The organism is Streptomyces sp. NPDC052299, assembly GCF_040679335.1.
Taxonomy (GTDB): Bacteria; Actinomycetota; Actinomycetes; order Streptomycetales; family Streptomycetaceae; genus Streptomyces.
Genome location: NZ_JBFAUP010000027.1, coordinates 14,944 through 29,720, shown reverse-complemented (window position 1 = coordinate 29,720; position 14,777 = coordinate 14,944). Strand labels below are relative to the sequence as shown.

Annotated in this window: 12 protein-coding genes; 4 read left to right on the top strand and 8 right to left on the bottom strand. The window is 74.1% G+C overall.

Features of this window, described 5'->3' with window-relative positions:
• Positions 1 to 32: 32 nt before the first annotated feature.
• Positions 33 to 551, bottom strand: coding sequence for an Lrp/AsnC family transcriptional regulator (locus tag AB0L33_RS31855; protein WP_365686952.1), 519 nt, complete (start codon positions 549 to 551; stop codon positions 33 to 35).
• A 59-nt stretch (positions 552 to 610) separates the two neighbouring features.
• Between AB0L33_RS31855 and AB0L33_RS31850 the strand changes: the two genes are divergently transcribed.
• Positions 611 to 1,858 carry a PLP-dependent transferase gene (locus AB0L33_RS31850; protein ID WP_365686951.1) on the top strand — a complete coding sequence of 416 codons (1,248 nt, stop codon included), beginning with the start codon at positions 611 to 613 and terminating at the stop codon, positions 1,856 to 1,858.
• Here AB0L33_RS31850 and AB0L33_RS31845 read toward each other — a convergent pair.
• The 4 genes from AB0L33_RS31845 to AB0L33_RS31830 all read right to left on the bottom strand — a co-directional run bounded on the left by AB0L33_RS31845 (position 1,785) and on the right by AB0L33_RS31830 (position 8,870).
• Positions 1,785 to 3,176 (bottom strand): GNAT family N-acetyltransferase, encoded by a 1,392-nt coding sequence (locus tag AB0L33_RS31845; protein ID WP_365686950.1) that lies wholly within the window; start codon positions 3,174 to 3,176, stop codon positions 1,785 to 1,787. The genes AB0L33_RS31850 and AB0L33_RS31845 overlap by 74 nt on opposite strands.
• Positions 3,177 to 3,320: 144 nt before the next feature.
• A complete protein-coding gene (locus AB0L33_RS31840; RefSeq protein ID WP_365686948.1) occupies positions 3,321 to 5,984 on the bottom strand; it encodes a DUF6493 family protein in 2,664 nt (887 codons plus the stop codon).
• Entirely contained in the window at positions 5,981 to 7,354 is a 1,374-nt protein-coding gene (locus AB0L33_RS31835) for an SWIM zinc finger family protein (RefSeq protein WP_365686946.1), read from the bottom strand. Before AB0L33_RS31835 ends, AB0L33_RS31840 begins: the two co-directional genes overlap by 4 nt.
• Positions 7,355 to 7,409: 55 nt before the next feature.
• A complete protein-coding gene (locus AB0L33_RS31830; protein WP_365686945.1) occupies positions 7,410 to 8,870 on the bottom strand; it encodes a PLP-dependent aminotransferase family protein in 1,461 nt (486 codons plus the stop codon).
• A gap of 47 nt (positions 8,871 to 8,917) precedes the next feature.
• Between AB0L33_RS31830 and AB0L33_RS31825 the strand changes: the two genes are divergently transcribed.
• Together AB0L33_RS31825 and AB0L33_RS31820 are read left to right on the top strand one after the other, a co-directional pair.
• The gene (locus AB0L33_RS31825) at positions 8,918 to 9,889 is read left to right on the top strand and encodes a DMT family transporter (RefSeq protein WP_365686943.1); all 972 of its coding nucleotides are present in this window, start codon (positions 8,918 to 8,920) and stop codon (positions 9,887 to 9,889) included.
• A gap of 152 nt (positions 9,890 to 10,041) precedes the next feature.
• Positions 10,042 to 10,809 (top strand): GntR family transcriptional regulator, encoded by a 768-nt coding sequence (locus AB0L33_RS31820; protein ID WP_365686941.1) that lies wholly within the window; start codon positions 10,042 to 10,044, stop codon positions 10,807 to 10,809.
• A 39-nt stretch (positions 10,810 to 10,848) separates the two neighbouring features.
• Here AB0L33_RS31820 and AB0L33_RS31815 read toward each other — a convergent pair whose 3' ends face one another.
• Positions 10,849 to 12,006 carry an ROK family protein gene (locus AB0L33_RS31815; RefSeq protein WP_365686939.1) on the bottom strand — a complete coding sequence of 386 codons (1,158 nt, stop codon included), beginning with the start codon at positions 12,004 to 12,006 and terminating at the stop codon, positions 10,849 to 10,851.
• 281 nt (positions 12,007 to 12,287) lie between these two features.
• Between AB0L33_RS31815 and AB0L33_RS31810 the strand changes: the two genes are divergently transcribed.
• Complete coding sequence (locus AB0L33_RS31810) at positions 12,288 to 12,722, top strand: hypothetical protein (RefSeq protein WP_365686938.1); 435 nt, start codon at positions 12,288 to 12,290, stop codon at positions 12,720 to 12,722.
• Positions 12,723 to 12,742: 20 nt separating this feature from the next.
• Here the strand turns inward: AB0L33_RS31810 and mug are convergent, their stop codons facing one another.
• Both mug and purB read right to left on the bottom strand, forming a co-directional pair.
• On the bottom strand, positions 12,743 to 13,291 hold the full coding sequence (gene mug, locus AB0L33_RS31805; protein ID WP_365686936.1) for a G/U mismatch-specific DNA glycosylase: 549 nt from the start codon (positions 13,289 to 13,291) through the stop codon (positions 12,743 to 12,745).
• A 28-nt stretch (positions 13,292 to 13,319) separates the two neighbouring features.
• On the bottom strand, positions 13,320 to 14,762 hold the full coding sequence (gene purB / locus AB0L33_RS31800) for an adenylosuccinate lyase (RefSeq protein ID WP_365686934.1): 1,443 nt from the start codon (positions 14,760 to 14,762) through the stop codon (positions 13,320 to 13,322).
• Positions 14,763 to 14,777: the final 15 nt, after the last annotated feature.

Below are 14,777 nucleotides of genomic sequence, written 5' to 3'. Positions count from 1 at the left end.
ATCCTCGTACGGGAAGGGCCCCCGCGTCACTATCAATCGGCGGGACGGACCTGACCGGGAACCGGTCCCGCGGCCCCCGGCACGGGCGGAAGCAGCGGCCCGCACTCCCACTGCTGGAAGATCAGCCGCGTCTCCACCCGGGCCACTTCGCGCCGCGAGGTGAACTCGTCGAGGACCAGCCGCTGCAGATCCGCCGTGTCCGCCACGGCCACGTGCACCAGATAGTCGTCCGGGCCGGTCAGATGGAACAGGGCCCGGGACTCCGGCAGCGACCTGATCCGCTCCACGAACGGGCCGATGAGCTCCCGCCGGTGTGGCCGCACCTGTACGGAGAGCAGCGCCTCGAGACCCCGGCCGAGCCTGGCCGGGTCCAGTCGCAGCTGGTGCCCGAGGATGACTCCGGTGCGGCGCAGCCGGGCCACCCGGTCCAGACACGTCGAGGGAGCCACGCCGACCTCGGCCGCCAGCTCCCGGTAGGTGGTCCGGGCGTCGTTCTGCAGCAGCCGCAGAATGTGCAGATCGACCGTGTCGAGAGCGACGGATTCAGTCATTCGGCGAACGTAGCACGGGCATCGGGCTGCATCGTCCGGTGAGCGTTCAGAGTGCGCGCATGGACAACGAATCCGTGCTGCCGCCCTCGACCACCCCGTCCCGGGCGCTCGCCACCGAAGCCGTGCACGCCGGACGCGACGACCTCGCGGCCCTCGGCCTGCACGCCGCGCCGATCGATCTGTCGACCACCTACCCCTCGTACGACTCCCGTGCCGAGGCCGAGCGGATCGACGCCTTCGCCACCACCGGGGCCCGCCCGGACGGTCCGCCCGTCTACGCGCGGCTCGACAACCCGACCACCGGCCGCTTCGAAACGGCGCTGGCCCGGCTCGAATCCACCGCGAGCGCGGTGGCGTTCGCCAGCGGCATGGCCGCGCTGACCGCGGTTCTGCTGGCCCGCGCGAGCGTGGGGCTGCGCCATGTGGTGGCCGTACGGCCGCTCTACGGCTGCAGCGACCACCTGCTGGGCGCCGGGCTGCTGGGCACCGAGGTGACCTGGACGGACCCGGCGGGCATCGCCGAGGCCATCCGGCCGGACACGGGTCTGGTGATCGTGGAGACCCCGGCCAACCCGACCCTGGCCGAGGTCGACATCCGGGCCGTCGCCCACTCCTGCGGTTCGGTTCCACTCCTGGTCGACAACACCTTCGCGACGCCCGTCCTCCAGCGCCCCGTCGAGCTCGGTGCGCGGATCGTGCTGCACAGCGCGACGAAGTACCTGGGCGGGCACGGTGACGTGATGGGCGGAGTCGTCGCGTGCGACGAGGAGTTCGCCGCCGTGCTGCGCCGGGTCCGGTTCGCCACCGGCGGGGTCCTGCACCCGATGGCCGGCTATCTGCTGCTGCGCGGCCTGTCCACCCTGCCGGTGCGGGTCCGGGCCGCCTCCGCGAGCGCCGCCGAGCTCGCCCGCCGGCTCTCCGCCGACCCCCGGGTGGCCCGGGTGCACTACCCGGAGATCGGCGGCGCCATGGTCTCGTTCGAGGTGTACGGGGACCCGCACCAGGTGATCGCGGGGGTGCGGCTGATCACCCCCGCCGTCAGCCTCGGCAGCGTCGACACCCTCATCCAGCACCCGGCCTCCATCAGCCACCGCATCGTGGACGAGGGGGACCGGCACGCCTCCGGCGTCGGCGACCGGCTGCTGCGGATGTCGGTCGGCCTGGAGGACGTCGAGGACCTGTGGGCCGACCTGTGCCAGGCGCTCGGCGGCGGGGAGCCCGCACGCGCTGGGGTCAGTGCTCGGCCTGCTCGTACGGCGGCAGCTGCGGCAGGGGGCGCGCCGGCGTCGCCGCGAGGCGCGCGGTGATCACGAGGGTGCCCTCCTCGATCTGGTAGTCGAGCGGCAGCGAGAGCGCGCGCATGGCGGCCACCATGCCGGTGTTGGACGCCTGGGTCACGGCGTAGACGTTCTCGCAGCCGGCCTCGACGGCCAGCGCCACCAGGCGGGCCAGCAGCTCGGAGCCGATGCCGCGCCGCTGCCACTCGTCCTCGACCAGGAGGGCCACTTCGGTCTCGTCGCCGTCCCAGAGGAGGTGGCCGAGTGCGACCATCCGCCCGGACGCCGTCTGCACCGCGAGGGTCCGCCCGAAGCGGGGACTCAGCAGGTGCTCCAGATAGCGGTCGGCGTCCCGGACCGGGCCGTGGTAGCGCAGCCGCAGGGTCTGCTCGGAGCACCGTCCGTGCATCGCCACGGCCGCGTCGAGGTCGGCCCGGTCCGCCCGGCGCACGGTGATCTCGTTGCCCTCGGGCAGCGTCAGCACCTGCTCGCCGCGCGGGACCCGGGGGCCGAGCCGGGCATCGAGCTCCACCAGCGCACGGGCCCGTGCGAACTCCGTCGGGGTGAACGGCAGATGGGGCCGTTCGACGGTGATGACCCCGCCCGACGGGTCGCGCAGCCGCATCACGGTCTCCTCCAGCACCCCTTCGACCGGGGCCGTCTCGCCGGTGGCGCGCCCGGTGACCGAGACGGCGGGCAGCGAGTGGATGGTGCACCGGCCGAGCAACTGCCGCAGGGCGAGGGGGAGCTCGGCCGCGTCCAGGGCGGTACGGGTGGCAAGACCGAGGATCCGGGTCGGGGCGTCCACCAGGTCGTGGGTGTCGGCCCGCTCCGTCCAGGTGGAGCTGCCCCCGGCGGCGGCCACCGCACGGGACAGCTCCCTGGCCGGCAGGGAGGCGGGGACCCTCAGCAGGAACTCGTCCACCGTGCCCTGCGCCAGCGGGTGCGTCTGGAGCGTGAGGATGTCGATGCCGTGCCCGGCCAGCACCGTGCACAGCGCGGCCAGGCTCCCCGGAACGTCCCGCACGGTGGTCCGCATCCGCCACAGCACCGTCTCCCCGGGCACGGCGGAGGTGTCGGGGGCGTCGGACGCGGCGGGGGCGCCGGCCGCCGGGGCGGGGGGCGGGGCGTGGCTGTGGCGCCGGGCCCACCAGGTGTGGAACGCGGCCGTGGCGGTCAGCACCACGGCCGAGGCCACGAGCAGGTAGGGGCCGTCCGGCTGGTGCCCGATCAGGTTGGCGATCGCGTCGGCGACCGCCACCGCCGTGAACAGCGCGGCGAGTTCGATCACGTCCCGCCGCCAGTGGTGGGGGCGGCGGGCACTCTTCGCGGATGTCACATCAGTCATGAACCCACTGTGACCGTACCGTGTTGCCTGATCACGAACGCTTTGTGACCGATGGGTTAAAGGGCGATCGGCCTTCCCGCCGTCGATTTCGAAGGCGTTGGAGGTGCGTTCCAAAGGGCCTCCGGGGAGACGAGCGCCCGGGGCTCAGCCGGTGCCCGCCCGGCACGCGGTCTCCAGGCGTATCGCCTGCCGCACCAGCTGGGTCGTCCCGCCGCGCGCGGCCGTCTCGGCGAGCCCCGGGACCGGGCCGGTCCCGGGCGGGCCGCTGCGCTCCGCGCACTCCGCCGCCACGGCGAGCAGATCGCTCAGCCCCCGGGGCGCCCGCTCCCGGGCCAGCAACGCGGGCAGCACCGGCACCAGGAAGGCCAGGACCGTCCCGTACGCCCCGGTCTCCGCCACGGTCCGGGCCGCGTCCGCCAGCCGGTTCGGCTTCACCGACTCCCCCTGGATCAGCGTGGCCAGCTCGCCGCCGAGCAGCCCGGTGTCCAGCCGTCCGCGCGCCGCCAGCACCAGGAGGGCGTCCACGGCGGCGAGCCGGTCCTCCGCGTGCCGGGCGCCGAGCCCGTAGGCCAGGGCGAGATGGATCGCCCCGGCGGCCGGGCCACCGGTCTCGGCGAGCGCGGGGAGCAGCCAGGTGCCGCCCCGCTCCTCCTGCACGCACGCCGCGACGGAGGGCAGCAGCCAGGCCGCGAGCGTTTCGCCGTCCTCGGGGAGGGTGGCGATCCACTGCGGAGACTCCGCCATCCAGCAGTAGCAGTTCTGGTTCCGCGGTGAGTGCGCGCTGCCGAGCCAGTGGAAGGGGCGCGGGAACTGCTGCCGGACGAGCGGGTTGTCCCTGGTGGTCAGCAGGACGCGTCGCGCCTTGACCACCGTCTGCCGCAGCCAGTCGCGGGCCACGGGGACGTCCGTCTCCACGTGGCGGGGGACCACGGCCGCCACCGGTTCGTCGGCCAGGAGCCATGCAGCCAGGCGGTCGCCCTCCTCGGTGCCCAGTGCGGACGCCTCCCGCGCGGCATCCTCCGAGCCCGTGCGCCGGACCCTCAGGAGCGCCTGGGCGAAGTCCACCGGCCCGGCCCGCAGGCCCAGCGCGCGGTAGCCGCGCAGCCGCTCGACGAGCTCGCCCGCGTCGATGGTTCCCGTGTGCCAGGTGGGGGTGGCCAGCAGATACGGCAGCCTGCCCGACCACATCTCGGCGGCCGCCTCCCAGAGCCGGGCGTACAGGATGCCGTTGAGGGCGTCGTGGCAGCAGCTGCCCGCACCCGTCCGGCGGATCTGGCCGTCGTGCACGCTCCGCCGTGACAGGCGCCCGAGCAGGGACGCCGCGACGATGTGCAGGCCCTCGTGGTTCCGGGACAGCCGCCACTCGACCCCGCCCTTGGGGGCGGTGGCCCACCACTGGCCGGCGAGCGCGGACTCCAGGGCCGTGACCAGCTCCTCCCGGTGCGTGCCGGCGTACCGGACGAGCCCGTCCAGGGCACGTTCGAACGCGGCGACGTCCTCCTCCGGGTCGGACCGGAGCAGGACCGCTGTCACCTCCTCCGTCAGCTCGGCCACCGAGCCGGGCGGCGGGCCGAGGGGACGCAGGGCGGGCGGCGGCGGGAGGACCTCCTCGTACGCCGCCTCCGGCTCCTCCTCCCACAGGTCGCCGAACACCGTGCGCGCCGCCTCCCGGTGCACCGGCGCCAGGAGCGACGCCATCCGGGCCGCTTCCTCGCGGACCTCCGGCGGGACGGCGGGCAGGGCGCGGGCGGCCAGCTTGAGCGCCCGCTCCTGCGCGTCGGTGTCCGGATGCCCGAACGCGTCCGCGATCACCGGCAGCAGCTCCTCGGCCGCCGAAGGGTCCCGGCGCAGCACCTTCCCCAGGTGGATCAACTGGGCGCGCACCAGCTTCTTCTCCGTGCGGAAGAGCACCGCGCCGGACACCTCGGCCAGCTGCCGGACCGACAATCCGCCCTGCGCGTCCAGCCGTGCCAGCACCTCCTGGGCGTGGCCGGCCACCGGGGAGGGCCCGTCCGCCGCCATCGCCATCCAGTCCGCGACCCGCGCCGCCTCCTCCTCGGGGGTGGGAGCGAGGCCCCGTACGACCAGCAGGCAGAAGCGGAGATCGGTGGGCTTCCCGCCCCGCAGCAGCCGTGCGGTACAGCTGTCGAGCAGGGTCCCGCGGTCGAGCAGGCCCTCCGCCACCAGGGCGGTCAGCGCGGCCGGCCAGGAACCGGCGGGGGAGTTGCTGTCGACCCAGGCCACCACCGAAGGCAGCTCGGACATCGCCAGGAGATGCGGCACGAGGACGTCGAGGGCGGCCTCCGCCCGCAGCACATCGGTCAGGGGCGTCTCGGACCGGGTCTGCCACCGCGCGCTGTTGACCCGCTCCGCCCAGGCCCGGACCATGCCGTCCGAGACGGGCAGCGGACAGCCCGCCCGGCGGGCCAGCTCCTCGACCAGCCGGTATTCCGCGTCGGACTCCACAGCGCGCGCGGCCAGCCGGCGGGCGAGATCGGCGAGCCAGTCCGGCTCGCGGTCGCCCAGCACCTCCAGGACCCACGGGTACGGCGAGTGGGTCCAGTCCCGCATGTCCCTGGCACCCAGCCATGTCGCGCAGCCCGCCGCCCCGGTGTGGCAGCCCGCACCGGCCACCAGGATCGCCTTGCGGACCTTGGTGCGCTCGCCCCAGCCCCAGCCACGGGCCTCCTTGCGCAGGGCCTTCAGCTCATCGAGCGCCGCCTTGCGACCGCCCCGGTCGAGCCGGGCCAGCAGGGGCCGGAGGTCGTCCATGCGGCCGTCGCGGACCGCGTCCAGCAGTGTGGTCACCGCGCACCCCCGGCAACCACCGCGCCGCGGCGGACCATCCGGACCGCGAGGGCGTGCTTGCACGGGCCCCGGCGGCCCCCGTAGTCCGCCCACCACTGACAGGTGCAGCTCAGCGCCCCCGACCGCTCACGGACCTGGTAGCACCGGTCGCCCGAGCGCACCGCCGCCAGCTCGCCGTCCAGGACCACCGCCCCCTCCCGGACCAGCCGCCGCGCGGCGACCAGCCGGGGATTGTGACGCTCGGCCCGGTCCGCGTCGTACGGCAGCTCGCGGTGGAAGTACGCGGCGTCCGCGAGGTCGTAGCCGACCCGGCCCGCCGTGCCCAGCCGGACCAGCGCGGCCCGGACCCGCTCGACCGGGAGGCCCGCCTGCTCCGCCAGCAGGTCCGGCTCGATCCGGGGCTCCCACGCCAGCAGCACCGACACCAGCTCCGCGTCGGCCGCGGCGTCGTCCGTGGCCAGCGCCTCCAGGACGCCGCCCTCGCCGGAGAACCCGCGCGAGGCATCGGGGGACAGCGTCAGCGTCAGCCGCATCCCGGGCAGCACGACCTCCCAGGCGCTCGCCGCGGCCGTGCCGTCGGCCACCGGCCCGTACACGCGGAGCGCGGACGCGTACCGCAGGACCCGCTGCAAGGCGGACAGCCGCTGGGGACCGGGCAGGCAGACGGCTCCGGGCACCGGCCGGGTCGTGGTCCGGAGCGTCCGCCCGGCGGGCACCACCCACCGCGCGCCGCGCGCAGCCGCACCGGAGGAAGTGGGCAGCGACCTCAGGAACCGTACGGCGTCCGCCGCCGGGAGCTCCGCCCGCAAATCGAAGGCGGCGGAGGCCACCTGCGCCTCCGCGAAGCCCCGCAGCCAGCGGTCCGGCAGCGGCACCTTCTTCTCCACGACGGCACCGTCCGTCGTGGTCACCGCCATCTCCTCCGGACCCACCCGCAGATGCAGCGGCTCGTCACCGCCCATCCGGGAAAGCGCCTCCCGCAGCGGATGGTTGACGTCCACATTGGTGGTGCCGTGGCCCGTCTCCACGCCTTCCAGGCCCTCGCTGAGCACATCGAGCCGCGCGTACACCCCGCAGCAGCCGGAGAACGACTCGAAGCGCAGCCGGTCGCCGTTGCCCGTCACCACCGGGTCCAGGGAGGCCGCGAGCGTCCGCTGGTAGTAGCGCGCGGCGGCGACGTCCGCGACGGCGAGCAGCCCCCGCGCCGCTATCTGCGGCGAGGCCAGGAACCCCGAGAAGAACCGGGGGTGCGCCTCGGCGCCCAGCGGTGTGGAGCCACCGGCCGTCTCCAGGCCGAGCGACCGCCCGGACCGTGAGGAGGCCAGGACGGAGGGACGTGAGTAGGCCAGGGCCTGCAACGTTCGGGTCATGGAAAAACCGTAGAACCCGCCACTGACAATCGGTCATCACCGCAGGTCAGCAGGGCTACTGCAGAAGGCCGGCCAGCGCGCGCACACCGCGCACGATGTCGGCCGGCGCCAGATGGGCGTAACCGAGGACGAGACGCGCACAGCCGTCCTCCGGCCGCTGTGTCCCGTACTCGCGCAGCAGCCGCACGGCGACCCCGGCTTCCGCCGCGCGCTCCGCGAACTCCTCCTCCGTGCCCCGGAGTCCGGGAAGCCGCGCGATGGCGTGCAGCCCCGCCGCGACCCCGGTCACCTCCGTGCCCGGAATGTGCTCGGACAGGGCCCGCGTCAGCACGTCCCGGCGTTCCCGGTACGCGCGCTGACAGCGCCTCAGCTGGCGGTCGTAACCCCCGCCGGTCACGAAATCGGCGAGCACCGCCTGTTCGAGGGACGGATTGCCGAGGTCCATCATCCTCTTCCGCTCCACGAGCTCGGCGGTCATCGACGCGGGCGCGATCAGCCAGCCCAGACGCAGCCCGGGAGCCAGTGACTTGCTCACCGACCCGGTGTACGCGACGCGTTCCGGATCGAGGCCCTGGAGGGCGCCGACCGGGGCGCGGTCGTACCGGAAGTCACCGTCGTAGTCGTCCTCGATCAGCAGCCCGTCCGTCTCCCGCGCCCACTCCAGGAGCCGGCTGCGCCGCGCCGCGGAGTACGCCACTCCGGTCGGGAACTGGTGCGCCGGCGTCGTGACCACGGCCCGCACTCCGGAACGTTTCAGCGGCTCCAGGGCCAGGCCCTCCTCGTCCAGGGGCACCAGGGTGGTCGCCACACCGGCGGAAGCGAAGAGGGCCGTGTGCTCGGGGCTTCCCGGGTCCTCCACGCCGACCGTGCGCGCCCCGCGCCCGTGCAGGACGAACCCGAGCAGCGTCGTCGCCTGCGCGACCCCGGAACACACCAGCAGGCGCTCCGGATCGGCGACCACCCCGCGCCGCCGCGTCAGCAGCGCGGCCAGGGCGACGCGCAGCTCCGGCAGACCGCGCGGATCCGGATAGCCCAGTGCCCCGTGCGGCAGCCGCGCGAGCACCGAGCGGTGGGCGGCCGCCCAGGCGCTGCGCGGGAAGAGGGAGAGATCGGGCGTCCCGGGCCGGAAGTCGACCCGCACCCCGCCGGCGCGCGGCGCCAGGTCGCGCGCACCGGCCGCCGCCGCCCGCGCCGACCCGCTCACCCACGTCCCCGCACCGCGCCCGCTGCGCAGATAGCTCTCCGCCGTCAGCTGTTCGTACGCCTCGGTCACCAGCCCGCGCGAAACCCCCAGGTCGGCGGCCAGCTCACGGCTGGACGGCAGCCGCGTCCCCGGCGCGAGGCGGCCGGATCGGACCGCGTCGCGCAGCGCCGACTGGAGCGCCCGGCCCCGGCCGCGCGTCGGAGCCGACGCCACCGGAAGCAGCAACTCCCAGGCCGCCGATACGGATTCACGGCCCTCGCCGCTGCCACCCGCGGGCGGACCGGTCTGCGAATTGGTCCCCGAAGCTCTCATGAAAGTGGACCTTAAACCGGTCCACCGAGCTGCCTAGCTTCGGTTCCATGAACGCGACCTCACTGCGCGGGGCCCTGCTGGCCACCGTCGCCTGCGTCCTCGTCGGCGCCTCCTTCACCGCCAACAGCGTCCTCGGCGACTACCCCTACGCGGGTGGCCAGGCGCTCCGCTACGGCCTCGCGGCGCTCCTGCTGCTGCCCCTGATCAACCGACCCGGCGAACCCCGCCCCGCCGCCACGCTCCGTCGGCTCACCGGACGGCAATGGGGCAGGCTCGCACTGCTCGCCGCCGTCGGCATGGTCGGCTTCAACCTCGCCGTCCTCGCCGCCGAACGCTCTGCCGAACCCGCGGTTCCGGGCGTCTTCGTCGGCTGCGCCCCGATCCTCGTCGCCGTCCTCGTACCCCTGTTGGAAGGGCGCAGGCCCACACGGCCCGTGCTGTACGCGGCGGCGCTGGTCGCCGCCGGGGCGTTCACGGTCCAGGGCTGGGGGCGCACCGACCTGAGCGGCATCCTGTGCTCCGTCGGCGCGCTGGCGGGCGAGGTCGGCTTCGCCGTGATCGCGGTTCCGGTGCTGCGTCCGCTGGGCCCGAAGCTGCTCTCCGCCACCGTCTGCGCGATCGCGGCGGCGGAGTCGACGGTCCTGGGGCTGGTGCTGGACGGCGGGGGCTTCCTGCGCGTGCCGACCGGGGCCGAGGCGCTGGCGCTGGTCTGGCAGGCGGCCGTCGTGACGGTCATCGGCTTCGTCTGCTGGTACATGGGCATGCAGCGCATCGGCGCCGAGCGGGCCACCCTCTTCTCCGGCCTCATCCCCGTCTCCGCCGCCCTCACCGCCCCGCTCGTGGGCACCGGCTCGTACGGCCTCGCGCAGGCCGCCGGGTCCTGCCTCGTCGGCCTCGGTGTGGCGATCGGCTCGGGAGTGCTCGGACGGCGCGGCACGGGCGCGCCGCAGGTGGAAGCCCCTGCTCCGAAGGCGGCCGCCGGGCCGCGCGCGGTGCGCCGGTCCGCGAACGTCCTGTGAACGCTGTGCGGCGCACCGTCCATTCACAGGGTCTCCGGCGCAGGATTGGTCTTGACCAAGGGGGTGCGCCGTCCTATGGTCTCAACGTTAAGACAGGAACCTTTAATAAATAACGTCGCGGAATAAGCCGCTGGGCGATTGCGGAGGACAGGGTGGGGACCACGCAGCTGGAAACGGTGCAGGAGCCGAAGTACTGGCACCTCAAGACCGTGCTCAGTGAGGCACTCGACTCGGACTTCGCGGTGGGGGAGATCCTTCCCAACGAGCGTGAGCTCGCCGCCCGGTTCGGCGTCGCCCGGGCCACGCTCCGGCAGGCCCTGGAGCAGCTCGAACTCGAAGGCAGGCTGCACCGCCGCCGGGGCGTCGGGACCACGGTCGCCCCGCCCCGCGTCGGCGTGGCCGTCTCCACCGCCCGCAACGACTGGACCGACGGCGGGGCCGACACGGCCTGGCAGCCGGTGGACTGCGACAGCGCGCCCGCCCCGGCCGCCGTCGCCGCGACGCTGAACGCCGGGGCCGAGGAGCCCGTGCACATCGTGCGCCGCACCCGCACGAGCCACGGCCAGGTGGTCGCCGCCGAGCTGCTCTACGTGCCGTCCTCCTCCGTGCCCGAGCTCTCCGGCATAGACGCCCCGTCCGGCGCGGCCCGCGCCCGCAACGTCGTCCGCGAACTGCACCGGCTCGGCCTCGACGGCCAGGACCGCTCCGTGGAGCTGGGCTCGGCCCGCGCGGACGACGCCAAGGAGCTGGACCGGCTCCCCGGCGCCCCCGTCCTCGTGGTCACCACCCGCTACCTCGCCGCGGGCGGCACCGTGGCGGTCTCGGTCGCCACGTACCGGGCCGACACCTGCCGACTGACCTTCGGCGACTCGGGCGACCTGGAGATCAGCCACCCGGCCGAGGAACGCCGGGCCTCCTGACCCGAGGCGCATCGAGCAGCACCCCATGGCCCGTCGCGTTCAGCGGCGGGCCGTCACCGTTCCCTCGACGGCGAACAGCTGCTCCTCCACGTGGTCGAGCGCGAGCCGCAGCGCGCCGGTCGCCACCGCCGCCTCGCCGAGGAGCGACAGGGACACCCGCGGCGGCCGCAGGCAGTAGCGGGCCAGCTCGCTCCGCAGCGGATTCAGCACCCCGTCGAGACCGGCGGCCCAGCCGCCGACCACCACCAGCTCGGGATCGAGCGCCAGCACCAGGGCCGCCACGTCGTGCACCAGGCGCTGGATGAACCGTTCCACGGCGGCCTGCGCCTGCTCGTCGCCGTGCCGCGCCTTCGCGAAGACCGCCGCCACCGCGTGCTCGTCCAGCGGGTCCAGCGGGGTGTCCGTCGTGGACAGCAGGTGCTCCGGCGTCACGTCCCGGCCGAGCAGATGCAGCGCGCCGATCTCCCCGGCCGCGCCGCCGAACCCCCGGTGCAGCCGCCCGCCGATCAGTGAACCGGCGCCCGGGCTCAGCCCCGCGAGCACGAACACGATGTCGTCGGACTCCGTGGCCGCGCCCTTCCAGTGCTCGGCCACGGCTGCGGCGTTGGCGTCGTTCTCCACGAGGACCGGGCAGCGGAAGGAGCGCCTCAGCCGTTCGCCCAGGGGCAGGCCCGTCCAGTCCGGCAGCGCGGTGCCCAGCCGCACGGTCCCGTCGGCCTCCACGATGCCCGGGCTGCCCACGCCGACGGCGCGCAGACTGCTGCGGGCCACGCCGGTGCGGCGCAGGACGTCGGCGACCACGGCCCGTACCCGGTCGAGGCGGTCGTCGGCACCGGCGGTCTCCGACACCTCGCGGGAGCCGGCGCCGATGATCCGGCCGTCCAGCCCCGACAGCAGGGCGGAGACGCGGTGCGGGCCGATCTCGATGCCCAGCAGGTGCCCGGCCTCGGCGCGGAAGCGGAAGCGGCGGGCCGGACGGCCCTGCCGGCGGGTTTCGGCCCCCTCCGGAGCGCACTCCACGACCAGACCCGCCTCGAAGAGCCCTTCCACGACGCCCTCGACCGTCGGGCGGGACAGGCCCGTGATCCGGGTCAGGTCCGTGAGGGTCGAGGAGGAGGCGCCCCTGAGGGCATGGAGCACCACCGCGGAATTGATCCGCCGCAGCAGCGAGGGGTCCCCGCCGGTCAGCCGGCCCACGGTGTGTCCTCCCAGCTAGTGCGCATGTCAGGCGGATCGTACTCGCTGCTCAGGGGGTAGGCGACCAAGGGATGCGAAGCCGTTAGGAAGGGGTTCGGCACGCCGGGGGCGACTGCCGCGGACCTGGATGCGTCGGCCGGTGCCATCTCCGGCGGGATGCTTCCCAGTTGGTGCCCGAAGGGTGCCAACTGGTGGCGCGGTGGCCGGAACGAGCTGGCTGAAATTATCTTAAAGTGCGGAGCGGAGCCCCGATTGTCAGTGGGGGAAGGTTTACTGACGGCATGACCACCGCACATCACCTCCGCCTCATCGACGGGATGCGTGCCCGGGAGTTCCCCGTGGAGCGCGTCCGGTCGGGTTCGGGAGTCAGCGGTCCCGGTTACCACACGGAGTTCCTGTACGCGGAGGACGCCTGGGAGGCGGACGAGGCCGTCCGGCTGGAGCGCCGCGCCCAGTGCCTCGCGGACCACGAGGCACTGGTCACCCTGCTCGGCAGCCGCTGGGGCGAGCCGCAGCTGGTCAGTCTGTTCAGCGCCCAGGAGCGGCTGCTCGCCGGTGAGGAGATACCGCAGCCGTGGGCGGACACCGTCGCGGGATGCGCATACGTGCGCCTCTGGTACGTCGAGGAGCGCTGGATAGCGCTGGCCCTCTCTCTGGAGGAAGGCGGCTCCGGCTGCGAGCTGAGCGTGGTCGTGACGGAGACGGACCCGCCCTGACCCGGCCCGCAGGGGGCGTTCTAGGTGTCGTCCTCCTGCTCCACCTCCGCGCGCAGCCTGGCGTACTCCTCGGCCATCGTGGCGGCCGTCCAGTGCGCGTTCAGGCCGCTGGGGTTGGGCAGGGCCCAGACGCGGGCCCCGCCGACCGTTCGTTCCTGCGGCCCGATCCGGGCCCGGCGCTCGCCGAACGCCGTGCGGTAGGCCGTGATGCCCACGACGGCCAGCCAGCGCGGCCGCAGCAGCTCGACCTTGGCGGTCAGGAGCCGCCCGCCCTCGCGGTACTCCTCGGCGGACAGCTCGTCGGCCCGGGCGGTGGCCCTGGCGACGACGTTGGTGATGCCGAGCCCGTGGTCGAGCAGTTCGGCCTGCTCGGCGGGGGCCAGCCGGCGCGGGGTGAAGCCCGACAGATGGAGCACCGGCCAGAAGCGGTTGCCGGGAAAGGCGAAGTGGTGCCCCGTCGCGGCCGTCGTCAGGCTCGGATTGATCCCGCAGAACAGGACGCGCAGGCCGCCCGCGACCACGTCGGGAACGACGCGGTCGCGGGCGGCCTGGAGCTCTTCGGGCGTCATCCGCGGGGACGATGCGACCGGGTCGCCGTCAGAGGATGGAGCCGGGCGCGTAGCCGGCGGCCTCGGGGTGTTGCTTGGTGATCTCCTCGATCCGCGCGACGAGAGCGCTGACCTGGTCGCCGGCCGCCCCGGTGAAGGACAGCTTGTCCGCCATCAGCTCGTCCAGCTGGGCGCGGTCCAGCGGGATGCGCTCGTCGGCCGCGAGCTTGTCCAGGAGCTCGTTGCGCTCGGTGCCCTGCTCGCGCATGGCGAGGGCCGAGGCGACGGCGTTCTCCTTGATGGCCTCGTGGGCCACCTCGCGGCCGACGCCCGCGCGCACCGCGCCCATCAGGACCTTGGTCGTGGCGAGGAACGGCAGGTAGCGGTCCAGCTCGCGGGCGACGACGGCCGGGAACGCGCCGAACTCGTCCAGCACCGTCAGGAACGTCTCGACGAGCCCGTCGAACGCGAAGAACGCGTCCGGCAGGGCCACCCGGCGCACCACCGAGCAGGAGACGTCGCCCTCGTTCCACTGGTCGCCCGCCAGCTCGCCGGTCATCGACGCGTAGCCGCGCAGGATGACCATCAGGCCGTTGACGCGCTCGCAGGAGCGGGTGTTCATCTTGTGGGGCATCGCGGACGAGCCGACCTGGCCGGGCTTGAAGCCCTCGGTGACCAGCTCGTGGCCCGCCATCAGCCGGATGGTCTTCGCCACCGAGGAGGGCGCCGCCGCGAGCTGCACGAGTGCGGTCACCACGTCGTAGTCGAGCGACCGCGGGTAGACCTGGCCGACCGAGGTGAAGGCGTGCGCGAAGCCGAGGTGCGCGGCGATGCGCTCTTCGAGCTCCGCGAGCTTCCCGGCGTCGCCGCCGAGCAGGTCCAGCATGTCCTGCGCGGTGCCGACGGGGCCCTTGATGCCACGCAGCGGGTAGCGGCCGAGCAGGTCTTCGAGGCGGCCGTACGCCACCAGCAGCTCGTCGGCGGCGGTGGCGAAGCGCTTGCCGAGGGTGGTGGCCTGCGCGGCCACGTTGTGGGAGCGCCCGGCGACGACCAGCTCGCGGTACTCGGCGGCCAGCTTGCCCAGGCGGGCCAGGACGGCCACGGTGCGGTCGCGCATCAGCTCCAGGGAGAGCCGGATCTGCAGCTGTTCGACGTTCTCGGTGAGGTCGCGCGAGGTCATGCCCTTGTGGACGTGCTCGTGGCCGGCGAGGGCGTTGAACTCCTCGATGCGGGCCTTCACGTCGTGCCGGGTGACCTTCTCGCGCTCGGCGATCGAGGCCAGGTCGACCTGGTCGAGTACGCGCTCGTAATCGGCGAGGGCGGCGTCGGGCACCTCGATCCCGAGGTCCTTCTGGGCGCGCAGCACCGCCAGCCACAGCCGGCGTTCCAGCTTCACCTTCTGCTCGGGGGACCAGAGGACGGCCAGCTCCGTGGAGGCGTAGCGGCCGGCCAGGACATTGGGGATGCGAGGCTTCGCAGACACAGCAGTCACGTGTACGGATTCTAC

Coding starts and splice junctions, on each gene's coding strand:
- AB0L33_RS31830 (WP_365686945.1), bottom strand. CDS start 8,870: ATGAGAGCTTCGGGGACCAATTCGCAGACCGGTCCGCCCGCGGGTGGC.
- AB0L33_RS31825 (WP_365686943.1), top strand. CDS start 8,918: ATGAACGCGACCTCACTGCGCGGGGCCCTGCTGGCCACCGTCGCCTGC.
- AB0L33_RS31850 (WP_365686951.1), top strand. CDS start 611: ATGGACAACGAATCCGTGCTGCCGCCCTCGACCACCCCGTCCCGGGCG.
- AB0L33_RS31810 (WP_365686938.1), top strand. CDS start 12,288: ATGACCACCGCACATCACCTCCGCCTCATCGACGGGATGCGTGCCCGG.
- AB0L33_RS31845 (WP_365686950.1), bottom strand. CDS start 3,176: ATGACTGATGTGACATCCGCGAAGAGTGCCCGCCGCCCCCACCACTGG.
- AB0L33_RS31855 (WP_365686952.1), bottom strand. CDS start 551: ATGACTGAATCCGTCGCTCTCGACACGGTCGATCTGCACATTCTGCGG.
- AB0L33_RS31835 (WP_365686946.1), bottom strand. CDS start 7,354: ATGACCCGAACGTTGCAGGCCCTGGCCTACTCACGTCCCTCCGTCCTG.
- mug (WP_365686936.1), bottom strand. CDS start 13,291: ATGACGCCCGAAGAGCTCCAGGCCGCCCGCGACCGCGTCGTTCCCGAC.